Annotated in this window: 20 protein-coding genes and 1 tRNA gene; 4 read left to right on the plus strand and 17 right to left on the minus strand. The window is 70.5% G+C overall.

The window, feature by feature from the left end:
• Nucleotides 1-217 precede the first annotated feature (217 nt).
• Entirely contained in the window at nucleotides 218-496 is a 279-nt protein-coding gene (locus BMZ47_RS09325; protein WP_091861092.1) for a hypothetical protein, read from the plus strand.
• A gap of 34 nt (nucleotides 497-530) precedes the next feature.
• On the opposite strand, the gene BMZ47_RS28495 is transcribed toward BMZ47_RS09325, so the two are convergent.
• From BMZ47_RS28495 to BMZ47_RS09340, 4 genes are all read right to left on the minus strand, one after another.
• Nucleotides 531-689, minus strand: a complete 159-nt coding sequence (locus tag BMZ47_RS28495; RefSeq protein ID WP_163006140.1) for a hypothetical protein — start codon at nucleotides 687-689, stop codon at nucleotides 531-533.
• A gap of 327 nt (nucleotides 690-1,016) precedes the next feature.
• Nucleotides 1,017-1,093 (minus strand) — tRNA-Arg (locus BMZ47_RS09330).
• Between the two features lie 101 nt (nucleotides 1,094-1,194).
• Nucleotides 1,195-1,935: a nucleotidyltransferase family protein gene (locus tag BMZ47_RS09335; RefSeq protein WP_091861094.1), complete on the minus strand. Its 741-nt coding sequence runs from the start codon at nucleotides 1,933-1,935 to the stop codon at nucleotides 1,195-1,197.
• 176 nt (nucleotides 1,936-2,111) lie between these two features.
• Nucleotides 2,112-3,689: a bifunctional tRNA (adenosine(37)-N6)-threonylcarbamoyltransferase complex ATPase subunit type 1 TsaE/phosphotransferase gene (locus BMZ47_RS09340; RefSeq protein ID WP_007567580.1), complete on the minus strand. Its 1,578-nt coding sequence runs from the start codon at nucleotides 3,687-3,689 to the stop codon at nucleotides 2,112-2,114.
• 299 nt (nucleotides 3,690-3,988) lie between these two features.
• On the opposite strand from BMZ47_RS09340, the gene cynS reads away from it, so the two are divergent.
• Nucleotides 3,989-4,477 carry a cyanase gene (cynS, locus tag BMZ47_RS09345; protein WP_007567581.1) on the plus strand — a complete coding sequence of 163 codons (489 nt, stop codon included), beginning with the start codon at nucleotides 3,989-3,991 and terminating at the stop codon, nucleotides 4,475-4,477.
• A gap of 205 nt (nucleotides 4,478-4,682) precedes the next feature.
• Here cynS and BMZ47_RS09350 read toward each other — a convergent pair whose 3' ends face one another.
• The 6 genes from BMZ47_RS09350 to BMZ47_RS09375 all read right to left on the minus strand — a co-directional run bounded on the left by BMZ47_RS09350 (nucleotide 4,683) and on the right by BMZ47_RS09375 (nucleotide 13,696).
• Nucleotides 4,683-7,955 (minus strand): efflux RND transporter permease subunit, encoded by a 3,273-nt coding sequence (locus BMZ47_RS09350; protein ID WP_091861097.1) that lies wholly within the window; start codon nucleotides 7,953-7,955, stop codon nucleotides 4,683-4,685.
• Between the two features lie 125 nt (nucleotides 7,956-8,080).
• On the minus strand, nucleotides 8,081-9,163 hold the full coding sequence (locus BMZ47_RS09355; protein ID WP_091861099.1) for a M48 family metallopeptidase: 1,083 nt from the start codon (nucleotides 9,161-9,163) through the stop codon (nucleotides 8,081-8,083).
• Nucleotides 9,164-9,173: 10 nt separating this feature from the next.
• Complete coding sequence (locus BMZ47_RS09360) at nucleotides 9,174-10,451, minus strand: DUF898 family protein (protein WP_244536773.1); 1,278 nt, start codon at nucleotides 10,449-10,451, stop codon at nucleotides 9,174-9,176.
• A 209-nt stretch (nucleotides 10,452-10,660) separates the two neighbouring features.
• Complete coding sequence (locus BMZ47_RS09365; RefSeq protein WP_007567585.1) at nucleotides 10,661-11,095, minus strand: tellurite resistance TerB family protein; 435 nt, start codon at nucleotides 11,093-11,095, stop codon at nucleotides 10,661-10,663.
• A gap of 310 nt (nucleotides 11,096-11,405) precedes the next feature.
• Entirely contained in the window at nucleotides 11,406-11,627 is a 222-nt protein-coding gene (locus BMZ47_RS09370; protein WP_007567586.1) for a YbdD/YjiX family protein, read from the minus strand.
• 8 nt (nucleotides 11,628-11,635) lie between these two features.
• The gene (locus BMZ47_RS09375; protein WP_007567587.1) at nucleotides 11,636-13,696 is read right to left on the minus strand and encodes a carbon starvation CstA family protein; all 2,061 of its coding nucleotides are present in this window, start codon (nucleotides 13,694-13,696) and stop codon (nucleotides 11,636-11,638) included.
• A 285-nt stretch (nucleotides 13,697-13,981) separates the two neighbouring features.
• Here BMZ47_RS09375 and BMZ47_RS09380 point away from each other — a divergent pair, with 285 nt between their 5' ends.
• A complete protein-coding gene (locus BMZ47_RS09380; RefSeq protein WP_091861105.1) occupies nucleotides 13,982-14,848 on the plus strand; it encodes an NAD(P)-dependent oxidoreductase in 867 nt (288 codons plus the stop codon).
• A gap of 97 nt (nucleotides 14,849-14,945) precedes the next feature.
• Here the strand turns inward: BMZ47_RS09380 and miaA are convergent, their stop codons facing one another.
• Nucleotides 14,946-15,860: a tRNA (adenosine(37)-N6)-dimethylallyltransferase MiaA gene (gene miaA / locus BMZ47_RS09385; protein ID WP_091861108.1), complete on the minus strand. Its 915-nt coding sequence runs from the start codon at nucleotides 15,858-15,860 to the stop codon at nucleotides 14,946-14,948.
• Between the two features lie 14 nt (nucleotides 15,861-15,874).
• Here miaA and serB point away from each other — a divergent pair, with 14 nt between their 5' ends.
• Nucleotides 15,875-16,768 (plus strand): phosphoserine phosphatase SerB, encoded by an 894-nt coding sequence (serB, locus tag BMZ47_RS09390; protein ID WP_091861110.1) that lies wholly within the window; start codon nucleotides 15,875-15,877, stop codon nucleotides 16,766-16,768.
• Between the two features lie 4 nt (nucleotides 16,769-16,772).
• On the opposite strand, the gene BMZ47_RS09395 is transcribed toward serB, so the two are convergent.
• From BMZ47_RS09395 to BMZ47_RS09420, 6 genes are all read right to left on the minus strand, one after another.
• Entirely contained in the window at nucleotides 16,773-17,072 is a 300-nt protein-coding gene (locus BMZ47_RS09395) for a hypothetical protein (protein ID WP_091861113.1), read from the minus strand.
• Nucleotides 17,073-17,306: 234 nt separating this feature from the next.
• Nucleotides 17,307-18,854: a Do family serine endopeptidase gene (locus BMZ47_RS09400; protein ID WP_091861117.1), complete on the minus strand. Its 1,548-nt coding sequence runs from the start codon at nucleotides 18,852-18,854 to the stop codon at nucleotides 17,307-17,309.
• Nucleotides 18,855-18,961: 107 nt separating this feature from the next.
• Nucleotides 18,962-19,915 (minus strand): protease modulator HflC, encoded by a 954-nt coding sequence (gene hflC, locus BMZ47_RS09405; protein WP_091861120.1) that lies wholly within the window; start codon nucleotides 19,913-19,915, stop codon nucleotides 18,962-18,964.
• Nucleotides 19,912-21,108 carry an FtsH protease activity modulator HflK gene (gene hflK / locus BMZ47_RS09410; protein WP_007567594.1) on the minus strand — a complete coding sequence of 399 codons (1,197 nt, stop codon included), beginning with the start codon at nucleotides 21,106-21,108 and terminating at the stop codon, nucleotides 19,912-19,914. Before hflK ends, hflC begins: the two co-directional genes overlap by 4 nt.
• A 292-nt stretch (nucleotides 21,109-21,400) precedes the next feature.
• Nucleotides 21,401-21,892, minus strand: a complete 492-nt coding sequence (locus tag BMZ47_RS09415) for a dihydrofolate reductase (RefSeq protein ID WP_007567595.1) — start codon at nucleotides 21,890-21,892, stop codon at nucleotides 21,401-21,403.
• Complete coding sequence (locus tag BMZ47_RS09420; protein ID WP_091861123.1) at nucleotides 21,889-22,683, minus strand: thymidylate synthase; 795 nt, start codon at nucleotides 22,681-22,683, stop codon at nucleotides 21,889-21,891. Before BMZ47_RS09420 ends, BMZ47_RS09415 begins: the two co-directional genes overlap by 4 nt.
• Nucleotides 22,684-22,738: the final 55 nt, after the last annotated feature.

Here is a 22,738-nt window from a genome sequence, read left to right on the forward strand (position 1 = left end):
TCAGCCATGGCTAAGCGCCTCGACGCGCACCGCCCGGAAGCGTTGTGCAAGGCCGGGGAGAGGGCCTGATGGCTGCCTCGACCCGCCGCGCCGCGCTCGGCGCCATCCTCGCGGCCCCGCTGGGGACCGCGCCGGCCGTCGCCAGCGCTACGCACCGCCGAGCGTTCCGCGGCCTCGCCCGAACCGGTCCGGCTGATCGCCAGGCACGATCGCATCGATGCCCTACGGCGACGCCGCGTGCGACGCGGACGGCATGGGCTGCAACAGAGGCTTGGTCCAGGCCGCGGGAGCGATCCGGACGCGCGTGGCGGGCCTTCCGTCTGGCGGTTGCCGGACATCCTCCGCCAAGGCTGGATGCCGCGCGAGGCTCGACCCGCTCCCTGAGGCCGAGGAACAGGTAAGAGGGCCGATCAACGGCTACGCCGACCTCGACGATATGTCGGTGGCGCTCGTCGTCGCGCTGATGAAGCTGGCGGAGGGCACGCTATGCGCCTGACGGTTGGCAATGCCGATCGAAGTCGAGGGGGCGCCTATCCGACGAAGATGCGGATGAAGTCCGCGCAGGCGACGGCCAGCAGAAACAGCATTCCCCAGCCTAACTTGCGGATCTGGCGTTCCGCCTCGGAGGCCTTCGCTTCCAGCGCGAGGATACGCAGCCGCAGCCATTGGACCTCCTCGTCGGGGTTCATTCTGAGCTCCATGGCCGGGGTCGCAACTTCCGATGGTAGGCGGCGTGGGCCCGCTGTCCATCCATCCCGGCGGTACCAGTCCATCATCGGACGGTGCGAGCCGACTGCTCATAACGGTCTGATTGCAGGTTCGAATCCCGCTCCCCCGGCCAGCGCATGCAGATGCCAGGAGGCGCCTGCAAGCACGCTACCGTGACAGGGTAGGGATCACTGGTTGGCGGCCCCGCGCGCATCCTGCGCGGGCGACAGCCGTCGCCGGGCGTTTTCGCTGTTACTCCCAGCGTTACCCCGGTGCATGCGGCAGGTTTTGAGATGATCGCTGAGTGATGGCGCGCCCGAAAGGATTCGAACCTCTGACCCCCAGATTCGTAGTCTGGTGCTCTATCCAGCTGAGCTACGGGCGCCTGTCACGGCGGCGGGGCTTGGCCCGCCGGTGTGAAGGGGCTTCTAGAGGGTCGGATCGGGCTTGGCAAGACCGATTGTGCCGCGCCCGAAACGACCGGCTTCACGGGGCCCGGGCGCTCGCCTGCACGCGCTCCTCGGCGGCGCGGATCGCGTCCGGGGTGCCGACATGGAGCCACTGGCCGTCGAGGCGCATGCCGGAGAGGCGCCCGGCCGCGATTGCCCGGTCGAACAGCAGGTTGAGCGAGAAGGCCCCCTCCGGCGTGTCGGCGAACAGGCCGGGCTGCAGGATCGCCACGCCCGCATAGATGAACGGGGCGACCTCGCGCTCGCCGCGGCGCTCCAGGCGGCCGTCCGCGTCCATCAGGAAATCCCCCGCGCCGTCGTAGCCGAGGCTGGTGGCGGTGGGCGCCACCAGCAGCAGGGCGTCCATGCGCGCCGGGTCCCAGGCGTCGATCAGCCGGCGGAGATTGGGGGCCGGGCCTTCGAGCCAGAACGAATCCGAGTTCAGCACCACGAAGGGCGCGTCGCCGAGCAGCGGCAGCGCCTTGCGAATGCCGCCGCCGGTCTCGAGCAGCGCGGCGCGCTCGTCCGAGACCTGGATGGCGGGCCCGCCCGTCCGGCGGGCGAGGTGCCCCTCGATCAGGTCGGGCAGGTAGTGGACGTTGACGATCGCGGTCTCGATCCCGGCCTCGGCGGCCCGGTCGAGGGCGTGGTCGAGGAGCGCCTTGCCGGCCACCTCCACCAGGGGTTTCGGCACCGTGGCGGTCACCGGCCGCATGCGCTTGCCCAGGCCCGCGGCCAGCACGAACGCACGGGTGACGGCGGGGGCGGGCTCGCTCATGCGGGAATCCGGATCAGGCGTTGATGATCATGGTTTCAGAAGGTCTGGGACCTTTTGCGGGTGCAGGGCAGAGCCCTGTGAACCTCGGGACGCCGTCCCGAACCCTGCCAAAGGGCCCCCGGCCCTTTGGGATCCCGTTTTTTTCGCGCGTGACTCGATGTCGATAGACATGAGTCCTAGGACTCGGAGTCGGAAGCGACGAGGCCCGGCAGATGCGCCGCGTGCCAGGCCCGCAGCTCGGCCAGCGCCGGATGGGCGAGGTTGCGGGCGAGATAGCCCTCGATCCGCGGCAGGTGGGCGAGATAGCCGGGCTTGCCGTCGCGCCGGTCGAGCCGGGCGAAGATCCCTAAGATCTTGGTGGCCCGCTGGGCGGCCAGCAGGGCGTAGGCGGTGGCGAAGGCGCCGACATCGAAGGCCGGGTCCCGGCTCCGGCGCTCGCGGGCATAGAGGCCGAGCAGCCGCAGCTCGAACTCGGCGCTGGTATCGACCCGGGCATCCTGCAGCAGCGAGGCGACGTCGTAGGCCGGGTGGCCCATCACGGCGTCCTGGAAATCGATCAGCCCGACCCGCTCCAGCCCGTCGCGCTCGGGCAGCCAGATCAGGTTCGGCGAGTGGTAGTCGCGCAAGGTCCAGGTGGCGCGGTCGGGGATCGCGTTCTGCAGGGCCGCGCGCCACAGGGCCACGAACTCGGCCCGGGTGTCCGCCGACAGGGTGACGTTCCGGATCGCCGGCGCGTACCATTCGGGCATCAGCTCCGCCTCGAACAGCAGAGCCGCCTCGTCGTAGGTCGGCAGGACGTGCTCGATGCCGTCCGCCACCGGCAGCACCGCCGGCAGAGGCGTGGCGTGGAGCTTGGCGAGGAGGCGCACCGCCTCGGTGTAGCGCTCGGGCCGGGGCGCGCCGCCCTCGACCACGGGCTCGCTGCCCAGATCCTCGAGGATCAGCAGGCCCTCGGGCAGGTCCTCGCCGTAGATCCTGGGGGCCGAGAAGCCCAGCGCCCGCAGGCCGCGGTCGAGGGCCACGAAGGCGTGGACGCTCTCGGCCAGGTGCACGATGGCGCTGTAGGGTTTTCCGTCGCGGACCGCCGGGCCGTCGGGCCGGGGCGGGGCGATCATCAGCACGGCGCTGGTGCCGTCGGGCTTGGTCAGGCGCTCGTAGGCGCGGGACGAGGCGTCGCCCTGCATCAGGATGCGCTCGGCGATGTCCCAGCCGCTGCGCTCGAGCAGGCGGCGCACCGCCCGGGCCCGGTCGAGCCGGGCGCGCATGCCGCCGGTGCCGTCGATCCGGGCGAGGCGCGCCTCGGCGCCGAACTCCGCCCGCAGGGACAGGTCGATCGTGAGCACCGGGCCGTCGCGGGGCGGCATCCGGTCCGGCCACTCGACCAGGGTGATCGCGTCCTCGGCCATCTCCTCGAAGCCGAGCTCCACCAATTCGTCGGGGTCGCGCAGGCGGTAGAGGTCGGCGTGGACGATCGCCCGGCCATCGCGGGCCGTATAGGGCTGGATCAGCGTGAAGGTCGGGCTCGGCACCTCAAGGCGCGGATCGCCGGCGAGCTCGCGGATCACCGCCCGCGCCAGGGTGGTCTTGCCGCCGCCGAGGCCGCCCGAGAGCGCCACGACGTCGCCCGGGAGCAGGAATTCGGACAGGAACAGGCCGAGATCCTCCGTGGCCGTCTCCTCCGGCAGCACGAATTCCCAGGGTGCCGGCGGCGCGGATGCGCCCGCCGTCTGTTCGTCCCGATCGTCCCCGTCCAAAGCCCGCCTCCGAGACCCGAGGGCGCATGGTCTTAAAACGGGCCGCGGATGCAAGCGTTTCCGGCCCCGGCGGCGCGCTTCCCGCCCCTCCGGTGCATCGAAACCACGCTTCGAAGCGTCAACCGCCGGTTGGCCGCGCTCGGTCATCCTTGGCCATCCTTGGCCATCGCCGCGAGGAATTGGCTGGCGTATCCCTTGCTTCGGCGCGGATCCCGCGCGTTTCGGCCCAGCCGAGGCCGCAGGCCGCGTACCGCCCGCGGCCCTTCCCCAACCCGCCTGATCCCCACACGGAGCCCCGCATGAAGCGCGCCGACCTGACCGAGAAGCTGCTCGACATCAAACGCGAGAAGGGCTGGAGCTGGGCCCATATCCACGAGGCGATCGGCGGCCTCTCGCCGTTCCTGATCACCGCGGCCTGCATGGGCCAGATGAAGCTGCCCAAGGCGCAGGCGCGGCGGGCGGCGGAGCTGTTCGGCCTGACGGTCGCCGAGGAGCGGATGCTCAACGAGGCGCCCTATCGCGGCTCGATCCCGGCGATGCCGCCCACCGACCCGCTGATCTACCGGTTCTACGAGCTGGTGATGGTCTACGGGACGACCTTCAAGGAGCTGATCCAGGAGGAATTCGGCGACGGCATCATGTCGGCGATCGACTTCAACATGGAGATGGCCCGGGAGGCCAACAACAAGGGCGACCGGGTGAAGCTGACGATGTCGGGCAAGTTCCTGCCGTACAAGTATTACGGCAACGACGACGACACGCCGGAATACGGCTTCAAGGAGGGGTAGGGGCGACGCCCCGGCGCCTCCCCGTCACCCCGATCGCGGCGACGGGGACGCGCCAGCCGACACGACGGACATTCCGAACGCTCTGCTCATCGCGAAGCGACGAAGCCGAGCGGCGGCCTCCAGGCAGCGCGCGGCCCACTCGAGGGCTCCTTCGAGGCGCGCTCCGCCCCCACCTCAGGATGAGGGCGCGGGTGGGACATCGCCCTCACGCCGCCGCCGCGCGGCCCTCCGCCTCCAGATAATCCTGCACCGGCTGCGCGGGGCCGCTGCGCAGCAGCACGTAGAGGAACGGCACCAGCAGCAGGGTCGCCGGGGTGGCGAAGGCGATGCCGCCCATCACGGCGCGGGCCAGCGCGGCGTTCTGCTCGCCGCCCTCGCCGGTGCCCAGCGCCATCGGGATCAGGCCGAAGAACATCGCCGAGGCGGTCATCAGCACCGGCCGCAGGCGGGTCTCGCCGGCGGTGATCGCCGCCTCCAGGGCGCTGCAGCCGGTGGCCTCCCGGTGCTCCTTGGCGAAGGTGACGAGCAGGATCGAGTTCGCCGAGGCGATGCCCACCGACATGATCGCCCCGAAGATCGACGGGATCGAGAAGGCGGTCCCGGTGATGAACAGCGCGAAGGTGATGCCGCAGAACGCCATCGGCAGGGCCGCGATCACCACGAACGGGTCGCCCCAGCTCTGGTAGTTCACCGCCATCAGCAGGTAGACGGCGATCAGCGCGATCCCGAGCCCGATCTCCAGGCGGAAGAACGCGCTGCGCATGTTCTCGATCTGGCCGCGCACCGTGATCTTGTCGGGCGCCTGCAGGTTCTTCTGCTCGTCCTGCACGATCGCGTCGATGTCGCGGGCGACCGAGCCGAGGTCCCGGTCCTGGACCGAGGCGAAGATGTCGAAGGTCGGCTGGATGTTGACGTGGTTGATCACCGTCTGGGTCGGCACCCGGCGCAGCTCGGCCAGGCTCGACAGCAGGGTCAGCACGCCGGGGCCGGTACCGGCGGTGGCGGCCGCGCGCACGAACATCGGCGTGTTGCGCAGGTCGGTGAGCGAGGCGTTGCGGTATTCCGGCGTCTGCACCCAGAGCTGGTAGGGAATCCCGGTCTTGGGGTCGGGCCAGAAGTTCGGCGTCACCTGGTAGCTGCCCGACAGCGAGATGTTCATGTTCTGCGCCACCTGCTGCTCGGTGAGCCCGAGTTCGGAGGCCAGGCGCCGGTCGACGTCGACGTAGAATTGCGGCTCGTTGACGATCTGCTGCAGGTGGACATCGACCAGGCCCTTGGTGTGCTTGAGCCGCTGGACGATGCGCTGGGCGACCTCCAGGTCCTTCTCCTTGTGCCGGCCGGAGACCTGCACGTCGATCGGCGTGATGACGCCGAAATTCAGGATCTGGGTGATCATGTCGGCGGGCTGGAAATAGGCGATCAGGTCGGGGAAGCGCTTCATCAGCACCGCGCGCAGGCGCTTCTTGTAGAGCGCCACCGAGCCGTGGCCCTCCTTGAGGCTGATCAGCATCTGGCCGTCGTTGTAGGAGACGAACGAGCCGTCCGAGAAGGCGAAGTTGTAGTTGGTCGAGGGCAGGCCGATATTGTCCAGGATCTGCTCGATCTCGCCCGGCGGGATCACCTCCCGGACGGTGTCCTCGACCTCGGCGAAGACCTGCTGGGTGGTCTCGATGCGCATGCCCGTGCGGGTGCGCAGGTGCAGGGTCATCTGGCTCGCCTCGATCTCGGGGAAGTAATCCTCCCCGACGAAGACGAACAGCACGCCGGTCATCCCGAAGACGCAGCCGACCACCGCCAGGGTGGCGATCCGGCGGGCCAGCACCGCGTGGAGCAGCCCGACATAGCCCCGGTGGAACCGGGTGAAGCCGCGTTCGAACGCCCCGTGGGCGCGCCCGGCGAGGCGGAGCGCCGGCGCGGAGACGAGGCCGAAGGCCCGGGCGATGCGGCCCTGGCGGGGCGGGGCGCGCTCGTCCCGGTCCTTGGCGTGCTTCTGGGCGTATTCCGGCGCCACGATCACGTCGATCATGAGCGGCACCAGGGTACGCGACAGCAGGTAGGAGGTCAGCATCGCGAACACGACCGCGAGCGCCTGCGGGGTGAACAGGTATTTCGGCGTGTCGGTGAGCGCGAACACCGCCGTGAAGGCCGCGCAGATCGACAGGGTCGAGATCAAAGCCGGCTTGGCGATGCCGGCGGCGCCGTGGACCACGCTCTCGCGGAACTCCTCGCCCTCCTCGAACAGCCGGTAGGTGTTCTCGATCGCCACCGTGGCGTCGTCCACCAGGATGCCGACCGCGAGCGCGAGGCCGCCCAGGGTCATGACGTTGATGGTCTCGCCCAGCGCGGCCAGAACGGCCAGGGAGGTCATCACGCAGAGCGGGATCGAGATCAGCACAATCAGGGTCGAGCGCCACGAGCCCAGGAACAGCAGGATCGCCAGCCCCGTGAGCGCCGCCGCGATGGCGGCCTCGTGCAGCACGCCCTCGATGGCGTTCGAGACGAAGACCGACTGGTCGAACAGCGGCTTGATCGTCAGCCCCTCGGGGGCGGCGGCCCGGATCGTCGGCATCGCCGCCTTGACGTTGTTGACGACGTTGAGGGTCGAGGCGGTGCCGTTCTTGATCACCTGCATCAGCACGGCCTGGCCGCCATCGGCCCGGACCACGTTGATCTGCGGCGGCCCGCCGTCGCGGACATAGGCGACGTCGCGCATCAGCACCGGCTGGCCGGCCACGACCTTGATCGGCGCGAGGTTGAGGGTCTCGATCGAGGGCGGCGTGGCGTTGAGCTGGATCGGGTATTGCTGCTCGCCGATCTTGGCGAGGCCCGACGGCACCGTGAGGTTCTGGGCCGTCATGGCGTTGGTGACGTCGAGCGGCGTCAGGCCGAGCGCCTGGAGGGCGTTGAGGTCGAGGTCGACCATGATCTGGCGCGGCGCCCCGCCGAACGGCGACGGCAGGGTCGAGCCCGGCACCTGCGCGAGCGTCTGGCGGATCCGGTACTGGGCGTAGTCGTAGACCTGGTTCAGCCCGTCCTTGGCCGAGGTCAGGGCCAGCTGGATCACCGGGACCGAGGAGGCCGAGTAGCGCACGATGATCGGCGGCTGGGTGCCGGCCGGCATCGCGGCCCGGATCGAGTTGGTCGAGGACACGACCTGGGCGATGGCCAGATCGATGCTGACCGCGGGATCGAAATAGACGCGCTGGACCGCCGTGCCCTGCAGCGTGGTCGATTCCATGCGGCGGATGTTGTTGACGTTGTTGGAGATGCCGTACTCGGCATAGGTCGTGATGCGCTGTTCCATCTCCGGCGTGGACAGGCCGGTATAGGTCCAGACCACGACCACCACCGGGATGTCGACGACCGGCAGCACGTCCTTGGGCATGACCACGATCGCGCCGACGCCACCGAGCATCATCAGTACGGCGAGCACGTAGGTCGTGATCCGGAACTTGAGAGCGTAGAGGACGAGGCCCATGCGGTCTCCGCCGGCCGGCGCCAGGCCAGCCCCTTCGCGTCGCGTGCCGGCGCACCGGACGCCAAGCCTGTTTCGCTATCATGTCCGCTAGAGCAAGGGACGGGCCGCGACGCCGCAGGGCGGGCCTATCCGGGCGGATTGGTCGCGCAGATCGCCCGCAGCGCCGCCCAGGACGGGGCGTCGAGGAGCGGCGGCCGGTCGGCGGCCGGCGGGGTGGCGCGCGAGCGGATCGCGGCGGCCCGCTCCCGGGTGAACGGGTGGCTGCGCAGGAAGGCGAGACTCTCGTCCCGGTCCGCGGCGATCCGCTCCAGGATGGTCGCGAGGGCAGCCGCGTCGCCCCCGGCGCGGGTGACCGCGGCGACCGCATAGGCGTCGGCCGCCCGCTCGGCCTCCCGGCTGTAGCCGGCGGAGAGCACGTTCTCCCCCAGCGCGACGATCACGGCCGAGCCGGCCACGTCGCCGACGAGATACCCGAGCAGGTAGGCGATACCGGAGCTCCGGATCAGGGACCGGGTCGGGTCCCGGGCCGCCACGTGGCCGAATTCATGCGCGAGCACGCCGGCGAACTCGTCCGGCGAGCGCGCCTCATCGAGCAGCTTCGAGAGGACCATGACCCGGCCGCCCGGCAGCGTCAGGGCATTGGCGTCGGTGCGGGAGCGGCGCACGCTCACGCGCAGGCCCGGCGGCAGGTCCCCGCGCAGCCGAGTCACCAGCCGGCCCAGGGCGGCCCGCCCCTCCGGCGCCGCGCAGGCGGGCGGGTTGCCGAGCAGAGACCCGATCTGGTCCTCGACCAGGGCGCCGATGCGCTCCTCCACCGCCGCGGGCACCAGCGGCGCGATTGCGTCGGCCAGGGCCGGCACGCCGAACGCCGCGAGGCCGAGGAGCGTGATCCCGGCCGCCATCGACCAGAGCGCCACCGTCAGGGTGCCCCCCTGCCCGGCCGGCCCGACATGCAGGTCCGGGCAGAGCGCCTCGAGGGCCGCGGCCAGGGCCTCGTCCGAGAACTCGACCCGCTCGGGCGTGTCCGCCGGCCCGACCCGCATCAGCGGCGGGCGCGCATCCTCGGCCCGCAGGTCGAGGCCGTTCCAGTCGCGCCAGAGGTCCGGGCCCGACACCGCCAGGCGTCCCGCTTCGAGGCGCAGGGAGACCGGCACGGGCCGCGCGGTGCGGCCGTCGAAGTAGCGGCCCGCGCCGGTGAGCGCCGCCATGCCCGGTCCCTCAAAGCCCGATATCGATGATGCCGTGCCCGTCGAGGGCATCGGCCATGCCCTCGCCCAGGCTGCTGCTGGCGCCGCGGGCGGCGGCGACGATCGCCCCCAGGGCGGCCGCATCCGAGATCCGCGTGGTCTCGGCGACGGCGCGCCAGAGCCCGGCCTTCAGGACGCGCACGTACAGGACCACCGAGGCGGCCAGGTACCAGGCATAGATGGCCACGACGATCGCCATTCCGAAGATCGGGCCCTCCCCGTTCTGCGAGACCGCCTGGCCGAAGAACAGCGTGGCGAGCACCGCCAGGACGGCCGCTACGAGCGTGATGACGACACCGAGCTTCAGGCACTGGACGATATAGGCCAGGTACGGCCGGTAGAGGTCCCACGCCGTCAGGTGCGAGACGAGGCGGACCTCGCCCAGCCGGATGGCGCTCAGGAAGGCCCGGGTCTCGCGGGCGCGGTAGTAGGGATACAGCACCAGGACCATCGGGGCCGCCACAACGAGCAGGACCACGAACACGGCCGCGAGGACCTGGACGACGCTGTCGCAGCCGGTCGGTACCCAGTCGGGCAGCGCTTCGGCCCTCTCCTTCGGCAAAGCCAGGGCGGCATCCAGCATCGGCCCGCACCCATCCTCGGCCAGGCCGAGGGCCAGCAGCAGCACGACCGGCACCGCCACGAGGGCCCAGAGCAGCAGCCAGTTCCGCAGCACCGCCAGGCCGCGGGCATCCGATTCCATCCGGCTCGTACCGACCAGGGTGTGGCGGATGCGGTAGCGCTCGAGGGCCGCGCGCATGAACGGGAAGGCGAGGCCGAGGGTCGCGAGAACCAAGAGCCACCCGGCCGTGGCCAGAGCCGCGTAGGCCAGGCCCGAACCGTCCTGGCCGAGCCGGATGCCGCGCCACAGGGTCCGGGTGGCCCGGTAACGCCGCCCGCGATAGAGCGCGAACTGCCCGAGCAGGAACAGCACGCCGAAGCCGAGGCCGGAGGCGACGAGGGGGGAATCGGGCAGGAGCAGCGACAGGGCGGACAGGCCGGTGGAGATCGGCGCCAGGAGCACGATCGCCACGAGGAAGCCCAGGAACAGGTCGCGGCCATGGCCCGTATAGGCGGCGGGCGAGCCGTCCACGAGGGTGCGGCTCCAGAAGAACCGCCGCAGGTTCGTCGCGTACCAGAACCGATAGATGCCGAAGGTGACCAGCGTCAGCAGGAACCCCTTCACGACGATCCCGGTCAGCCCGGCGAGCGACCTGTCGAAGGCGATCTCGCCGCCGCGCTCGGGCATGTCAGCCGAAACCGTGTTCCGAACGTCCATCCCGCGCCCCACGCGGGCCGCCGATTCGCGGCCGGCCGGAAGCGTTGCGCATCGCGCGGGGCGGTTCAAGCAACGCCCGGCCCGCGCCAAGCTGTCGCCCAGGCGCGCAAGGTCGATCCGCCGGAGGCCGCAGGTTGCGGCGGGTCAAACCCCGCCGGACGACCGGCCGCCGAAGCGGCTCAACGCAGCAGCGCCGACTTGTCGACCTGCAGCGCCGCGCCGATCTCATCGAGCGCCTTGTGCTCGACCTCGCTGATGCCGCCGAAATCGGCCACGTCGGCGCCGATCAGGAACACGTCCTGGCGCTGGTCGATCGGCCGCTCGACGATGGCGCCCACCAGGCGCAGGTTCTCCAGGCGGCCGGCGCGGGTCTTGGCCCGGGCGATGGCCTCGTAGAGCTCCTGCTCGACCCGCAGCGTGTCGTAGGACTTCTCGAGGATCGGGTTGGCGCGGATGCCGCTGATCGCCGATTCGATCTCCTCCTCGGCGACGTCGCCATCGGCCACGATGACGTTGGCCGCGGCCGAGACCGCGGCCTGGAGGAAGACGGCATCGCCCGCATACGACATGATCGTGCGGCCGAACCGAAGGATGGCGTCCTGGAAAATGCTCATGCCGACCTCCCGTGCGGTCGGAGATGGCGGATATTGTGGCGGCCGAGTCAAGATCCGGCCGCGCTTGCGCCGGGGACTGATGGTCGGCGCTCGCGTTATGGTTTCGCAGGCCGGCGCATGGCGGCGCCGCATCCGGTTTCTGGTTGAAGGCGGCCGTCCCGCCTTCCCCGTCATTGCGAGCGCAGCGAAGCAACCTAGCGACGCGCTACCTTCGGGGATCGCGCGCTGCCCTGGGTTGCTTCGCTGCGCTCGCAATGACGGTGCGAGACGACAAGCCCTGCACCGTTTGACGCCGCCGTCACCGCCCCCGTCAGCAGCAGCGGAATCCCGAGGTGTTCCCCACGCCGAAGCGGGCGTTCTCGCGGTTGCGGAAGAACTCCAGCTCCGACATCGGCGCCTGGTCGGGATGGGTCTGGCGGATATGGGCGGCGTAGGCCGCGTAATCCCCCTGCCCCACCATCAGCCGGGCGCCGTCGCAGACGCATTTGGACAGCGTCTGGAGGCGGCGGCGCAGGCTCTGCTGTGGTTCCATGGCGCGCCCTACTCCGCCGCGGCCAGGCGCGGCTCGGTCTCGAGCGCGGTCCAGCGGTCGGCCCGCCACGCCTTCAGGCAGGCGGCGATGCCGAAGCCCGCGATGGCGACCACGAGGCCGATGAACAGGGCCGCCAGCACCGCGTCGATCCGGTCGTTGAGGATGATCTGGTCCATCTGGGCGGCGTTCTTGGCCGGAGCCAGGAGCTTGCCCTCGGCCGCGGCCGTCGCGTAGCGCTCGGCATGGGCCAGGAACCCGATCTTCGGGTCGGCGGAGAACAGCTTCTGCCAGCCGGCCGTGAGGGTGCACAGGCACAGCCACGCGGTCGGGATGATGGTCACGAACGCGTAGCGCTCGCGCTTCATCTTGAAGATCACCACCGTGCAGAGCGTCAGCGCCACCGCGGCCAGCATCTGGTTGGAGATGCCGAAGAGCGGCCACAGGGTGTTGATGCCGCCGAGCGGGTCGGTCACGCCCTGGTACAGGAAGTAGCCCCAGGCGCCGACCGCGATGGCGGTGGCCGCGATGCTCGGCCCCCAGGAGGTGGTGTTCTTGAACGAGGGCACCGCCAGGGCGACGAGATCCTGCACCATGAACCGGCAGGCGCGCGTGCCCGCATCCACGGCCGTGAGGATGAACAGGGCCTCGAACAGGATGGCGAAGTGGTACCAGAACGCCATCATCGCCTTGCCGCCGATGGCCGAGGAGATGATGTGGGCCATGCCCACCGCCAGGGTCGGGGCGCCGCCGGCGCGCGAGATGATCGTGTGCTCGCCGACATCCGCCGCCGTCTGGGTGATCACCTCGGGGGTGGTGGCGAAGCCGAGCTTGGTCACGGCCGCGGCGGCGGTCTCGGGGGTGGTGCCGAGCAGCGCCGCGGGCGAGTTCATGGTGAAGTAGACGCCCGGGTCGATCACGCAGGCCGAGACCAGCGCCATGATCGCCACGAAGGATTCCATCAGCATGCCGCCGTAGCCGATGAAGCGGGCATCCGCCTCGTTGGCGATGAGCTTCGGCGTGGTGCCGGACGAGATCAGGGCGTGGAAGCCCGAGACCGCGCCGCACGCGATGGTGATGAACAGGAACGGGAACAGGCCGCCCGCCCAGACCGGGCCGGTGCCGTCGACGAACTTCGTCATCGCGGGCATCTGCAGGTGCGGGGCGACGACGGCGATGCCCAGCGCCAGCCCGACGATGGTGCCGATCTTGAGGAAGGTCGAGAGGTAGTCCCGCGGCGCCAGCAGCAGCCAGACCGGCAGGATCGAGGCCACGAAGCCGTAGCCGATCAGCATCCAGCACAGCTGCGGGCCCGTGAAGGTGAAGGCCGGGCCCCAGACCGGGCTCGCGGCCACCGAGCCGCCGCCCACGATGGCCAGCATCAGCAGGACGAAGCCGAGGATCGAGACCTCGCCGATCCGGCCCGGGCGGATGTAGCGCGAGTAGACGCCCATCAGCATGGCGATCGGGATCGTCGACATCACCGTGAAGGTGCCCCACGGGCTCTCGGCCAGCGCCTTGACCACGATCAGCGCCAGCACGGCCAGCAGGATCACCATGATCAGGAAGGTGCCGAACAGCGCGATGATACCCGGCACGGTGCCGAGCTCGGCCCGGATCAGCTCGCCGAGCGACCGGCCGTCCCGGCGCATCGACACGAACAGGACCATGAAGTCCTGGACCGCGCCGGCCAGCACCACGCCGGCCAGGATCCACAGCATGCCGGGCAGGTAGCCCATCTGCGCCGCCAGGACCGGGCCGACCAGCGGGCCCGCACCAGCGATCGCCGCGAAATGGTGCCCGAACAGGACGCCGCGATTGGTGGGCACGTAGTCGAGCCCGTCATTGTGGCGCACCGCCGGCGTGAGGCGCTTCGGGTCGAGGCGCATCACCTTCTCGGCGATGAACTTGGAATAGTAGCGGTAGGCGATCATGTAGACGCAGACCGCCGCGACCACGATCCAGAGGGCGTTGATCGTCTCGCCGCGCTGGCTGGCCACGATCGCCAAAGCCGCGGCGCCGAGCGCTCCCACGAGGGCCCATGGCCCGTGCCTGCCGATCGCCGTACCCATCTCGCGTTCCCTTCGATTGCCTCGCGCTCGGGGCCGCCCAAGGCCGCCGGCTGGGACTCGCGGGTCCCGGGCTACACCGGCGGTTTATCCTATTCGTCCGGCGTTGACGCAAGCGATCCGAGCTGTGATGCAGCTTCGCGGGCGGCATGACGCCCCAATCTGTCACATCGGGTCATCGGCACGGCCCCGACCGTCCTCACGGGCCGGCCTGTGGACCCCGTCGCCGCCTGTCGTGAGCGAAGGAAGGGCGCCGGCGCGGTCCGGCCCTCGGAGGAGCGGACAACCATGGCGAAGGTCGCATTCCTGGGTCTCGGCGTGATGGGCGGCCCGATGGCCGGGCACCTGGCCAAGAAGGGCCACGACGTCACCGTCTACAACCGGACCACGCCCAAGGCCGAGGCCTGGGTGAAGGCCCATGGCGGCGCCTTCGCGGCCACGCCCCGGGAGGCGGTCGCGGGCGCCGAGATCGTGTTCGCCTGCGTCGGCAACGACGACGACCTGCGCAGCGTCGTGCTGGGCGATGACGGTGCGCTCGCCGGCATGGCGGCCGGTTCGGTCTTCGTCGACCACACCACCGCCTCGGCCGAGGTCGCCCGGGAGCTCGCCGAGGTGGCCAAGGCCAAGGGGCTCGGCTTCATCGACGCGCCGGTCTCCGGCGGCCAGGCCGGCGCCGAGAACGGCGTGCTCACCGTGATGTGCGGCGGCGAGCCGGAGACCTACGCCAAGGTCGAGGCGGCGATCGGCGCCTTCGCCCGCGCCTGCCGGCTGATGGGCCCGGTGGGCTCCGGCCAGCTCACCAAGATGGTCAACCAGATCTGCATCGCCGGCCTGGTCCAGGGCCTGTCCGAGGGCGTCCACTTCGCCAAGCGCGCCGGCCTCGACGTCGAGGCGGTGCTCGACGTGATCTCCAAGGGCGCCGCCGGCTCCTGGCAGATGGAGAATCGCGGCAAGACCATGAACCAGGGCAAGTTCGACTTCGGCTTCGCGGTCGACTGGATGCGCAAGGATCTCGGCATCCTGCTGGACGAGGCCCGCCGCAACGGCGCCAAGCTCCCGGTCTCGGCGCTGGTGGACCAGTTCTACGCCGAAGTGCAGGCCATGGGCGGCAACCGCTGGGACACGTCGAGCCTGGTGGCCCGGCTGGAGCGCTGAGGCTGGCACATCTCCCCTCGCCCCGCTTGCGGGGAGAGGGGAACCTACGCCCCACCTGGAAAGCTGCGCGACCGCAGCTCCAGTTAAGACATCGCCCTCACAACCCAGTCGCCTCGTCCGGATCGAGCCAGCGCCAATCCGTTCCCATCTGGTGGCGGAACCATGTGAATTGCCGCTTGGCGTAGGCCCTCGTATCGGTCTGGCCGCGGGCGATCGCTTCTTCTAGATCCAGCGCCCCGTCGAGATGGGCGATCAGGCCCGGCACGCCGTGGGCGCGCATCACCGGCAGCATCGGGTCAAGATTTCGCGCGCGCAGGCGAAAGACCTCGTCGAGGGCGCCCTCGGCGATCATCGTGCGGAAGCGGGCGTCGATGCGGGCGCGCAGCTCCGCCCGGTCGGGCGCCAGGAACAGTTTCTGGAGGTTCCGGCCGGCGAGCGGCCCGGGCACGGGGTCGCCATAAAAACTCGCGATCGGCCGGCCCGTGGCCAGGAAGATCTCCAGGGCGCGCATCACCCGCATGCGGTCGCTCGGGCGCAGGCGGGCGGCGCCGTCCGGGTCGTGCCGGGCGAGGTCGGCGTGCAGCGCCTCGGTCGGGCGGCCCTCGGCCGCCTCCCGTACCTGCGCGCGCACCGCGTCGGGGACCGGCGGCAGCTCGGAAAATCCCTGCTCCAGGGCCCGGAAATACAGGCCGGTGCCGCCGACGAAGATCGGCAGCCGGCCGTCGAGCTCCGCCAGAAGCGCGGTCGCGTCCCGGGAGAACTGCCCGACGGAATAGTTCACCGCCCCGTCGACATGGCCGTAGAGTCGGTGGGGCACCCGCGCCTCTTCCTCGGGGTCGGGCCGGGCGGTGAGGCGGCGCAGGTCGCGATAGACCTGCATCGAATCGGTGTTGATCACCACGCCGCCGTGGCGCAGCGCCAGACGGGCGGCCAGCGCCGACTTGCCCGAGGCGGTGGGCCCTGCGATGAGGATCGCCGCCGGGCGCCCCCCGGTCTCCTCCCGGTCTGGCAAGGCGAAACTCCACGATGCTGGTCGCGGTCCTGATAGCAAACCCGGCTCGGCCGTCCATCACCGGTGCGGTGCTGGCCGAGGCGCGCGCCGTGCTCGGGACGGAGCACCCGCCGCGGATCCTGCACGGGGAGGTTGCCGCCGAAATCCTGGTGCCGGGCGATCCCGCTGACGCGGGTGCTCTGACGGAACGGCTGCGGACCGCGCTCTCCGGCGAGCCGATCGACCTCGCCGTGCTGCCGGCCGACGCGCATCGGCGCAAGCGGCTGTTCCTGGCCGACATGGATTCGACCATGATCGAGCAGGAATGCATCGACGAGCTTGCCGGGACGCTGGGTCTCAAGGACCATGTCGCGGCGATCACCGAGCGGGCGATGCGCGGCGAGATCGCGTTCGAGCCGGCCCTGCGCGAGCGCGTGGCGCTCCTCAAAGACATTCCCGTGACGGCGGTGGACGGGCTGATCGCCGATCAGCTCAGCCTCACCCCGGGCGGGCCGACGCTGGTGCGGACGATGCGGGCGCACGGCGCCCGCACCTGCTTGGTCTCCGGGGGCTTCACCCTGTTCACCGGCCCGATCGCCGGGATGATCGGCTTCGAGGAGCATCGGGCCAACGTGCTCGGCGTGGCGGACGGGCGGCTCACCGGCACCGTGGAAGACCCGATCGTCGGCAAGGCGGAGAAGCGCGCGACGCTGATCGCGCTGCGCGACGCCCTCGGGCTCGCCCCCGCCGAGACCCTGGCGGTCGGCGACGGCGCCAACGACCTCGACATGCTGGCGGAGGCCGGCCTCGGCGTCGCCTTCCGGGCCAAGCCCGCGGTGGCGGCCGCCGCCCGGGTCCGGATCGAGCACGGCGACCTCACCGCGCTCCTGTACCTGCAGGGCTACGCGGCGGCCGAGTTCGTGGGGTGAGGGTTCAGTGAAAGGTGCGGGTGAGCGTGATCACCGCGCCGAGGACGGCCAAGGTCTGAAAGCCGATCGCGCCGACGAGCCAGCGCAAAGTTTCGACTTTTGCGGACGCGATATCGGCCCGAGTCGTGAGCCGCAGCGCTGCGATATCGGCGCGGGTCTGGATCTTCAGGGCTTCGATGTCCCCGCGGACGACCTGGATGTCCGCCTGCACGTCGGCGAACCCTTCCCTCTGCTCGGGCGACAGCTTCGCTTTCTCGCGCAGGGCGCGGGCGAATTTCAGCGTGTCGAAGGCGACGGCGGCCATGGCGTTCGACAGACTCCGAGCCGCACCGATTCGCCAGAGCAGTGTGCGGCACCGATCCGCCGCGTCAATGCAACCGCTCCCATCCCCGAAAACGCGAAGGCCGCCGCATCCTCTCGGAGCGACGGCCCTCGGTGTCTCGATGCGGGATCGGCTTAGAGTACCTCACAAAACTCCCGGTTCCCGGGAGCTCTCCGTTCGCACGCGACGGTGCGGCGGGAGTTTCGTGAGAGGCTCTTATTCGAGCCCGAGCGCCACGAAGCGCACGTCGCCGGTGGCGCTCGCCACCAGCAGCAGGACCGACTTGCGCCCGTCCTTCTTGAGCGCCTCGACCCGCTTGGTCACGTCGGCGGGGGTGTTCACCGCCTCCTGGCCGACCTCGACGATCACCTCGCCGGGCTGGATCCGCTTGTCGGCCGCGGTCGAGTTCGGATCGACGCGGGTGACGACCACGCCCTTCACGGTATCCTTGATCCCGAACTTCTTGCGCAGCTCGTCGGTGATGCCGGAGAGGTTGAGGCCGAGCGCCTGACGGGTCGCGCTCTCGGGCTCGGGCTGGCGCAGATTGGCGAGCTGCGGCTTGTCGGTATCCTCGAGCCGGCCGAGCGTGACCGGCTTGGTCAGCTCCTCGCCCTTGCGGACCACGACCACGTCGACCTTCTGGCCGACCGGGGTCGAGGCGACGATCCGGGGCAGGTCGCCCGACGCCTTCACGGGGGCGCCGTTGAACTTCACGATGACGTCGCCGACATCGATCCCGGCGGTCTTGGCCGGGCCCTTCTCGTCGACGCCGGCCACCAGGGCGCCGCGGGCACCGCCCTTGAGGTTGAGCGCCTCGGCGGTGGCGTCGTCGACGTTCTGGATGCGCACGCCGAGCCAGCCGCGGCGGACCTCGCCGAAGTCGCGCAGCTGGTCGATCACGGGCTTGGCCGTGTCCGAGGGCACCGCGAAGCCGATGCCCACCGAGCCGCCGGTGGGCGACAGGATCGCCGTGTTGATGCCGATCACCTCGCCGTCCATGTTGAACAGCGGGCCGCCCGAATTGCCCTTGTTGATGGCCGCGTCGGTCTGGATGTAGTTGTCGTAGGGTCCGGATTCGATGTTCCGGCCGCGCGCCGAGACGATGCCGGCCGAGACCGAGCCGCCCAGCCCGAACGGGTTGCCGATGGCGATCACCCAGTCGCCGGGGCGCATCGTGTCGGACTTGCCGAACGGCACCGCCTTCAGCGGGCGCTCGGCGGTGGGCTTCACCCGCAGCACGGCCAGGTCGATCTTCGAATCCTTGCCGATGATCTCGGCCTTCAGCTTGGTGCCGTCGTGCAGGATCACCTGGATGTCGTTGGCGTCGCCGATGACGTGGTTGTTGGTGACCACGATCCCGGAGGCGTCGATGATGAAGCCGGAGCCCAGGGAGTTCGACTTGCGCTGCTGGCGCGGGGTGTCGTTGTCGCCGCGCTCGCCGCCCTTCCCGCCACCGCCGCCGCGGCGGTTGAAGAACTCCTCGAACAGGTCCTCGAAGGGCGTGCCCGGGGGCAGCTGCGGCATGGCGCGGCTGTTGCGCGCCTCGACCGTGGTGGAGGCGGAGATGTTGACCACCGCGTCGGTGACCTGATCGGCGAGATCGGCCAGGGAGGCCGGGCCCTTGGCGAAGGCCGGGACCGGCAGGGACGCGGTCGCGAACGAGGCGCCGACCAGGATCGCCGCCATGAAGGAGCGGGCGCGGGAACGGGGCTGCGCCTGCGCGCGGCCGAAGGGCGCCCGGCGGGCGCTCGCGACGGGGTGCATGGTCGACCTCTTCAAGAACGCGTTTCCGGTTGCGCGGGCCGCCGACCGGGATCGGCCGCCCGCGGATTGTCTCGCATCGTAATCCGCTGGCGCCGGGGCGCCAGCGGTCAGCGCGTCGCGCCGGTCGAGGCGGCCGGGTCCGTGGGGCCGCGTGGCGTGCGCGGCGCCGAGGCCGTCGCCCGACCCTGCGGATCGCTGAAGTAGCGGAAGAAGTCCGAGCTGGGGCTGATGACCAGCCGCGTATCGGAGCCCTTCAGCCCGGTCTCGTAGGCCTGCATCGAGCGGTAGAAGCTGAAGAAGTCCGGGTCCTTGCTGAACGCCTCGGCGAGGATCCGGTTCTTCTCGGCGTCGCCCTGGCCGCGCAGCTGCTCGGATTTCTGGGTCGCCTCGGCGAGGATCACGGTGACCTCGCGGTCGGCCTTGGCCCGGATCGTGGCGGCGCTCTGGTCGCCGTTGGCGCGGATGTCGGCGGCCTCGCGCTCGCGCTCGGTCTTCATCCGCTTGTAGACGGCGGCGGAGTTCTGCGCCGGGAGATCGACCCGGGTCATCCGGAGGTCGACGATCTCGATGCCGAGCGCCTTGGCCTGCCGGTTCACGTCCTCCTGGATCTGGTGCATCAGCTGGCCGCGCTCGGTCTTGACGATGGCGTCGCGGGTCGAGCGGGCGAGCACGTTGCGCAGGCCGGAATTGGTGAAGCTGGCGAGCCGCTGGTTGGCGAGCCCGATATTGCCCACCGCCTGGTAGAAGCGCAGCGGATCGAGGATGCGGTAGCGCGCGAAGGCGTCCACCTCCAGGTTCTGCCGGTCGGCGGTGAGCACCGTCTGGACCGGCAGGTCGAGGTCGAGCACGCGCTTGTCGAAGATCACGACGTTCTCGACGAACGGCACCTTGAAGTAGAGGCCGGGCTTTTCCTCGCCGGTGGCGTTGAGCACCGCGCGGACGCGGCCGAATTGCAGGACGAGGGCCTGCTGCATCTGGCCGACGGTGAAGATCGAGGCGTAGAGCCCGATCGCGACGATCGCCGCGATGGCGATCAGGCCGGTGCGGAGAGCCTGTTTCATCGGGCGGCTCCCGTGGCGGCCGGGGACTGGGCGCGGGCGCCGAACTCGGTGAGCGGCAGAACCGGCAGGACGCCCGCCGCGGCGGTGCCCGAGCCCGGCTGCGCGCCGTTCTGGTCGATGATCACCTTGTTCACGGAGCCCAGGACCTTCTCCATCGTCTCCAGGAAGAGCCGCTCGCGGCTGATGGCCGGGGCGGCCTTGTAGGAGGCGTAGACCTCGCTGAAGCGCGCGGCCTGGCCGGTGGCGTCGGCGGTCGCCTTCGTCCGGTAGGCCTCGGCCTGCTGGAAGATCTGCGACGCCCGGCCTCTTGCCTGCGGCACCTCACGGCTGGCGTAGGTCTTAGCCTCGTTCTGCGCCGTGTCGGCGTCCTGCTGGGCGGCGTTCACGTCGATGAAGGCCGGCCGGACTTCCGGCGGCGGGTTCACCGAGACGAGTTGCACCACCTCGATGCGCACGCCGGCGCCGTACTCGTCGAGGGCCTTCTGGACCATCTCCTTGACCTCCTGGGCGATGCTCGACTGCTCGTTGGTCAGGATCGCCTGGATGTTGCGGCGGCCGATCACCTCGCGCATCGCGCTCTCGGAGATCGCCTTGATGGTGCCCTCGGGATTCTGGAGGTTGAACACGAAGTCGGAGGCCTTGAGCGGGTTGATCCGCCACTGCACCTCGAAATCGAGATCGACGATGTTCTCGTCACCGGTGAGGATCAGGCTCTCGTCCGGAACATCGCGGTTGCGGCCCTGGCCGCCGGGGCCGGCGCGGAAGCCGATCTGGATGGAGTTCTGCGAGCCGACATCCGGCTTGACCACGCCGCCGATCGGATAGGGGAAGTTGTAGCGCAGGCCCTCGCCCTTGGTGCCGACGTAGCGGCCGAAGATCGTCTCGATGCCGACCTGCCGCGGATAGACGGTGTAGAAGCCGGTGGCGAGCCAGACCGCGACGGCCAGCGCCGCGATCACCGCGGCGCTGCGTCCGCCGCCGATGCCGCTCGGGCTGCCGCCACCATAGCCGCCGCCGGTGTTGCCACCGCCCGGGATCAGACCGCGCAGGCGGTCCTGCCCGCGCCGGAGCAGGTCCTCAAGGTTGGGCGGGGTCTTGCCGCCGCCGCCGCCACCCCACGGGCCGCCGCCGTTGCCGCCGGGCCGACCCCACGGGCCGCCGCCGCCACCGCCGCTCTGATTGCTCCAAAGCATCCTAGCCGTCGTCTCCTGCCTGCCCGCGCCCGGTCCGCACGCTGAGCGTGCTCCCCGGGCTGCGTCTCCCTGCCTGAACGGCCACGCTCACCCGCCTAGTCCCGCCCACCGGCCCGCTCGCGGTGCGGGCGGGTTGGTTTGGCGGCTAAACGCCTGCGCGGGCGTCTCTTCTCGCGAGGCGCGGAGCCCCATGAGAACGCATGCCCGACAGGCACCTGCGGGTGTGCGCCCCATGCTGTCAAGGCTGGCAGGTGGGCACGCACAGGCCGGAAGACAACCGCGGCGGCGCGCCTCAGCGGATGCGCGCCCAATCGACGAACGCGAAGGCGTGCTCGTCGCGCGGACCGGCCGGGTGCGCCTCGCGGAACGTCTCCCGGAACGCCGCGCGATCGAAGGCGGGAAAGCGCACGTCGCCCTCCGGCTCCGCCTCGACCTCGGTGAGGTGGAGCCGGTCGGCATGCGGCAGGGCCAGGGCGTAGATCTCGGCCCCGCCCACCACCATCAGCTCCGGTGCGGCCGCGGCCGCGACGGCGGCGTCCCAGTCGTGGACGATCTCGGCGCCCTCGGCGTGGAAGCCGCGGTCGCGGGTGAGCACCAGGGTGCGGCGGCCCGGAAGCGGGCGTCCGATCGAGGCCCAGGTCCGCCGGCCCATCAGCATCGGCTTGCCCATGGTGAGCGCCTTGAACCGCTTCAGGTCGCTGGACAGGTGCCAGGCGAGCCCGTTGTCGCGGCCGATCACGCCGTTGCGGGCGACCGCCACGACCAGCGCGATGGCGGGGCTCATACCGCCACCGGGGCCGAGATGGCCGGGTGCGGGTCGTAATTCTCGATGACGATGTCCGCGTACCGGAAGGCGAAGAGGTCGCGGACCTCCGGGTTTAGCCGCAAGTGCGGCAGCGGGCGTGGGGTGCGGGCGAGCAGGGTTCGGGTCTGCTCCAGGTGATTCCGGTAGAGATGCGCGTCGCCGAACGTGTGCACGAAGTCGCCGACCCCGAGCCCCGTCACCTGGGCGATCATGTGGGTCAGGAGCGCGTAGCTCGCGATGTTGAACGGCACGCCCAGGAAGGCGTCGGCGGAGCGCTGGTAGAGCTGGCAGGATAGGCGCCCGTCGCTCACGTAGAACTGGAACAGGCAGTGGCAGGGGGCGAGCGCCATCCGGTCGAGATCCGCCGGATTCCAGGCCGAGACGATCAGGCGACGGGAATCGGGGTTGCGCCGGATCTCGCCGAGCAGCCAGGCGATCTGGTCGACGCTGCCGCCGTCGGGCTTGGCCCAGGAGCGCCATTGCCGGCCGTAGACCGGGCCGAGATCGCCGTGCTCGTCCGCCCACTCGTCCCAGATTGTCACGCCGTTGGCCCGCAGGGCGGCGACGTTGGTGTCGCCCGCCAGGAACCAGAGCAGCTCGTGGATGATCGAGCGGAGATGCAGTCGCTTCGTGGTGACCAGCGGGAAGCCCGCCGACAGGTCGAAGCGCATCTGGTGGCCGAACACCGAGAGCGTCCCGGTCCCGGTCCGGTCGTCCTTGGCCACGCCCTCGTCGAGGATGCGCCGCAGCAGGCTGTGATAGGCGTCCATCGGATAGTCCTGCGCGTGAGAGCGGCCGCGGGCAAGCGCAGGACCAGTCTATCCA

Source organism: Methylobacterium brachiatum, assembly GCF_900113845.1.
GTDB classification, from domain to species: domain Bacteria; phylum Pseudomonadota; class Alphaproteobacteria; order Rhizobiales; family Beijerinckiaceae; genus Methylobacterium; species Methylobacterium brachiatum.